Raw genomic sequence first — 5393 nt, forward strand, 5'->3', positions numbered from 1 at the left:
TATATAAGTTGAACTAATGAATTCGCTAGAATTGAGTTAGAACCTAACACAAAGCCGATCTATGATCGACCACCGAGATTTCATAATTTCGTCCATAAATTGCTGAACATTGTTACGGATTTCGGCCACCGTGTGGTAGAACACATTGTTAATTACATCAGACTTCAGCCATTTCCATAACCCTTCAACCAGATTCAATTTTGGACTGTAAGGTGGCAGGAAAACCAATTCGAGTCGGTCTTGCATCTCTTCTAAAAATGGCTGCAATAACTTGGCATGATGAATGCGAGCGTTATCCAACACGATGACAATTTTGCCCTTCGAATAGTGAGCAACAACCTTTTGAAGAAAGCACAAGAAGGTCTCTGCTGTATACTGTTCATCTTCCTGCCAAACAATTTCGCCACTGGCATAGTCAACTGTTGCCAGGAGTTTGACGCCGCGATGCTTGCCAGTGGTGCGGATGATCCGTTGTTTGCCGCGCAGAAACCACGTCTTTTGAATGGCTTGGTAGTCACGGATCATCGACTCATCTTCAAACAGTAAATGGTCGATTTCATCGTTCATCAGTCTTTTTTTAAATGAGGGAATGTATCTTCCGAAAACTGGCGCTGCTTTTCTGCATCCGCCGCCGCCAAGGTATACGTGGGTTTCGTATAGCTCAACCCTTGGCGATGCATCATTTTCGAGACACCACGAAGCGAATAGGTATAGCCAAATTCTCGTTTAATAAAGGCCGCGATGATTTCCAATGTCCAGTTGTGGCGGGCCGTAAAACCCACATGATGTGGAACCGAGCTTACGATGGTCTGCTTCAGTTTTTCCTGTTGCTCTTTCGTTAAGCGAACAGGCGCTCCAGAGGAATGGTTCATTTTCAGAGCAGCAAGACCTCCCGTTTCATACGCTCGAATATAGCCTTTGACCGTTTGAACACTTCGGTTTAAAATAGGCGCAATCGCTTCCGCTCGGGTACCTTGCAAATATAAATATAGCGCTTGATAACGCTCGTACATGCGTCGATCTTTTGCTTTTTTCATCGCTTGCTTAACTTCTTCTAATTTTGATGCGTTTTCCATCTTCATTCCCTACCTGTCTGTTCATGTTCATTACTTATTCGACAAGTAGGTATGAATTTCCTTACCATAGTTTTCTAAAATCTTTAGTTCAACTTATATAGTTGCGATGGTTGCCAATACACTTCCAGAATATGTTACTTTACCACGTTGTTTATATTGCACTACGTTCTCTATAACTAATTGATGAGGTAATTTATTCATAGTTACTGTGAAAGGCGAGTCAGGGATGGCCGGCCTTGCCTGCAATACCTCGCCATGTGTGTGGCGGCAAGCAGACCCGTGTTTGTAATCTGCCAATGTATGGTGTTCCGCATATGCGGTGAACAACCAGGAGACTCCACCGCATTCTTGCACCGCGGGCTCTCCTTTTTCGTTTGCCCAGGTTGACAATGAGAATGATAACCATTATCATTTAAAACAAGAGATTTTCCAAATTTTGATGGAAATTAAAGGAGGAGGCGTATATGCCGGCGATTTTAGTTGTAGGTGCAGATCATTTGGGTAACATGCCGGAGCAGTTGGCTTCTATAGGGTTTAACGAGGTTGTACATATGTCGGGGCGCAAATGCCAGTCGGTACGCAGAAGCATACCGGAGAAAGTCGATGCCGTGCTTGTGCTGACGGATTACATAAACCATAACTTGACCAAAGTGATTAAGCAGCAGGCGAAGGAGCAGGATCTGCCCATTTTTTACGCCAAGCGCGCCTGGTGTTCCGTGCAAAAGGCATTATGCTCCTGCGCTCAGGACTGCGAGCTTGCAAGAAACGGCAAGCATTAGTGCAAAAATGCCGGCCCGATGGCCATTAGCGGCGCAGCGCTGCCAACGTCCGACCGGACCGGCGCATATCCGGAGTTATCCCATATCACGCATGTTTTTGCTGTGTTGCGGGCAGTTCTGTGACTCGTGACTTAGGCAGTATGATTTTGATCTCTGTTCCTTCGTTGACTCTGCTCTTTACGAGCAGTGTTCCGTCGTGGCTTTCAATGATTTTTTTGCTGACCATGAATCCCAGCCCGGTGCCTTTTTCCTTGGTGCTGAAGAAGGGTTCCCCCAGCTTGGCGAGTTGTTCTTCGGGGATACCGCATCCCTGATCTATAATGCAGATAGCGACTTCATCCTGACTGCGGCCTTCCAACGACACGCGGATGCACAGTGCACCGCCGTCAGGCATGGCTTCGATGGCATTCTTGATGAAATTAATGAAGACTTGCTTCAATTGATTTTCGTCACATTGGATGATCAGCTCATGCATGTCAAATTGCTTTTGGATCTCGACGTTTCGCAGCAAAGCCTGACTCTCCAACAAGGTAGTCACCTGTTCCAGAATGGACAGCAGATTTTTTTCATGATACTCGATGGCTTGCGGCTTAGCCAAAATCAATAGCTCGTTGAGGATGAGTTCGATGCGGTCTATTTCGGAATCGATGATCTCGAAGTAGTGCGGTTTTTCCTGAAGCTGCCGCTGCAATAATTTCACAAAGCCTTTGATGGCAGTCAAAGGGTTACGAATTTCGTGTGCGATACCGGCAGCCAACTGACCCGCAACGGATAGTTTCTCGGAATTCAGCATCATTAGCTGCGCATGCTTTCTTTCCTCCTCGACCTTTTTTCGCTCCGTGATATCGCGGCCGATCCCCAGTATTTTTTCGACCATGCCAAAATCATTCCGAATAGCCTTGACTGTTGTTTCCATCCATACATAGTGCCCATTTTTATGCTGTATACGACAAGTGAAGATGCCGATATCCGAGCTGCGAAGCACAGTTGTCTTGCTGAGAGCTGTGACATCATCGGGATGCCAAATCGAAAAAGTCAATTGACCGATGAGGTCATCCGGCTCATACCCGAGCAGCGCTCGTACGCCGGGCGATACATATTGAAAGATAGCGTCGGGGGATAGGTAGGTAATGATATCTTGAGCGTTTTCGGCTAACAACTGGTACAGTTCTTCGGATTGGCGCAGTTGCTTGGATGTGTATCGCAGTTCGGTAATGTCCTGTACGATCGCATAAATCCCCACAATCTCATTGTCCACAATGATGGGCACATTGGTGATGTTGATATGGATCATACGGCCGCACTTGTGGTGCATTCTAGCCTCGAAGCTGAGCGGTTGTCCCGCCAGTGTTTTATTAAATTGTGCAACGCACAACGTGACATCTTGGGGAATGGCCAAATCCACAAATGTCATACTGAGGAGTTCCTCAGTGCTATATCCGGTCAAGGTTGAAAACATGGGATTGACCGACACGAAATTACGGTGAAGATCGACTTGGGCGACGGCATCAGGATTGTATTGAAATAAGGATTTATATTTCTCCTGGTTCTCGTTGAGTATCCGCTGCGTGGCCCTGAATTCGGTAATATCTTTGGCGATGCAGTAAACACCCTCAATACAGTCATCCACAATGACCGGCACAAACGTTATTCTGAGAAGCAGAACGTCTCCGGATTTGTGCACGATACATTCTTCGAATTCTTTGGGCTCGCCGTCGGCTGCCGACATCAAATATTGATTGAAAAGCTCAGGATTCTGCATAAGAGTATCCGGAGTTAAGCCGATCATTTCATCCTTGGTAATACCGGTCACCTTTTCACAGGCATCATTGGCGCTCAGTATCCGTCCGTCGAGCGTCATCGTTAACACGAGGTCTGCATGGTGTTCGAATAATGATTTATATCGCTGCTGGTTTGCTTTAAGCAAATTTTCTGTGCGTCTGCGTTCTGTAACATCCTCGATCTGAGCTATAAAATACAGCGGCTGCCCCTGATCATCGCGCACAAGTGATGCGCTCATTAACACCGACACCGGACGTCCCATTTTGTGAAAATACCGTTTTTCAATCTGATAATGGTTGATCTTACCCGCTAGAGCTTGCTCGGAAAGATTGAGATCAGGGTCAAGGTCATCCGGATGAGTGAGCGTCCCGACATGCAAAGCAAGCAGCTCCTCTTCGGAATAGCCCAGCATGCTGCACAGGCAAGCATTGACCTTGATGCAGTAACCGTTGGGCGTAACCAGTGCCATTCCGATCGGCGCATTATTAAACGCATGAACAAACAATGATTCGTTTTCGAGCATCATGTAACATAACTTCCTTCCTCAGACACAGCAAAGGAAAGTTAGCCGGCTTTCCTAGCTGTCTCGCGTTACTCTGGGTTGTTTTTTCAACTACACCGATTTGACAATAGTGCCATCTAAATATAGTTTGATTTGCCGGGTTTATCAATACATTTTTTGTAGAAAAAGGTCGATAAATATTTTTTTATAATTAAGCTGCTCTGGTGTTATTCGCGTACAGATAAATATGACACAAGGTGACTTATTTATTGTCTATAATCTAGGGTAAATCAACGAAAGGAGTAACAAATCATGAAACGAAGAATAATTTTAGATTTAGCAGTTACTTTAGATGGTTTTATTGAAGGGAAAAATGGGGAAGTTGATTGGTGCATCATGGACTCTGACATGGGGTTTATTGATTTCTTAAATCAAATTGATACTATTTTATATGGAAGAAAAAGCTACGATTTATGGGGACAATTTACTCCAGAAATTGAACATACTGATACTGAAAAAGAAATGTGGGGATTATATCATAGTAAAGAAAAATATGTGTTTTCCAGGACAAAAAAAGGGACTGATAATAAAGCAATATTCATAAATGATAATATTCTTGAAGAAGTAAATAAATTAAAGAATAAGCCTGGTAAAGACATGTGGCTATATGGCGGAGCAAGTCTTATTACAACTTTTATGGATTTAGGGCTTGTTGATGAGTTTAGATTATCTGTGCACCCTGTTATTTTGGGAGAAGGAAAACCTCTGTTTATAGATATAAAACAGAGATTGAATTTAAAACTGGTTAATACAAGAACGTTCTCCTCTGGCGTTGTGCAACTGATCTATCATTTGGGAAATAATATTGCACATTCTTAAATGTTTTCTCTGCTTTATCTCGGAACGCTGACATGAAGCTGTCAGCTTTTAGCAATTATACTACATGTATTTTCCGCAAGATCCAAACTATCCACTGCCAGATAATGAGTTGATATGATCATTTAAAGACGCATTCTAAAAAAAAATGGTCTTGCAATTGAAGACCCTTTTTTAATGCATATTTTCTTAAACAATCAATTCAGAAAGGATAATGTATTTTATCTATGTATAATGTCCCCATAGGGTTGGACACAGAACTGAAAAAATAAGATAAAATAAAACTATGACAAACAAACGGAAAACCTACAACCCGGAACAGAAGGCCATGATCGTGTTAGAAGTATTGCGTGAGGAGAGCACCTTGAACGAGATCGC

The 5393-nt window shown here is 43.6% G+C and carries 4 protein-coding genes; 2 read left to right on the forward strand and 2 right to left on the reverse strand.

The features are described from left to right. Window positions 1-36 precede the first annotated feature (36 nt). A protein-coding gene (locus CBW46_RS20835; RefSeq protein ID WP_243633425.1) for an IS630 family transposase occupies window positions 37-1082 on the reverse strand; the annotation gives its coding sequence in 2 pieces (ribosomal slippage) (window positions 37-570 and window positions 573-1082; 1044 coding nt in all). A gap of 458 nt (window positions 1083-1540) precedes the next feature. On the opposite strand from CBW46_RS20835, the gene CBW46_RS20840 reads away from it, so the two are divergent. Beyond that, window positions 1541-1855 carry a DUF2325 domain-containing protein gene (locus tag CBW46_RS20840; RefSeq protein WP_089201881.1) on the forward strand — a complete coding sequence of 105 codons (315 nt, stop codon included), beginning with the start codon at window positions 1541-1543 and terminating at the stop codon, window positions 1853-1855. Window positions 1856-1940: 85 nt separating this feature from the next. On the opposite strand, the gene CBW46_RS20845 is transcribed toward CBW46_RS20840, so the two are convergent. Continuing rightward, on the reverse strand, window positions 1941-4163 hold the full coding sequence (locus CBW46_RS20845) for a PAS domain S-box protein (RefSeq protein WP_089201882.1): 2223 nt from the start codon (window positions 4161-4163) through the stop codon (window positions 1941-1943). 288 nt (window positions 4164-4451) lie between these two features. Here CBW46_RS20845 and CBW46_RS20850 point away from each other — a divergent pair, with 288 nt between their 5' ends. Then, on the forward strand, window positions 4452-5018 hold the full coding sequence (locus CBW46_RS20850) for a dihydrofolate reductase family protein (RefSeq protein WP_089201883.1): 567 nt from the start codon (window positions 4452-4454) through the stop codon (window positions 5016-5018). Window positions 5019-5393 lie beyond the last annotated feature (375 nt).

The organism is Paenibacillus xerothermodurans (assembly GCF_002220865.2).
GTDB lineage: Bacteria > Bacillota > Bacilli > Paenibacillales > NBRC-103111 > Paenibacillus_S > Paenibacillus_S xerothermodurans.

What these genes read in the sequence shown, in the direction of transcription:
- CBW46_RS20850 (WP_089201883.1), top strand. Translation starts at nt 4,452, where the DNA reads ATGAAACGAAGAATAATTTTAGATTTAGCAGTTACTTTAGATGGTTTT.
- CBW46_RS20845 (WP_089201882.1), bottom strand. Translation starts at nt 4,163, where the DNA reads ATGATGCTCGAAAACGAATCATTGTTTGTTCATGCGTTTAATAATGCG.
- CBW46_RS20840 (WP_089201881.1), top strand. Translation starts at nt 1,541, where the DNA reads ATGCCGGCGATTTTAGTTGTAGGTGCAGATCATTTGGGTAACATGCCG.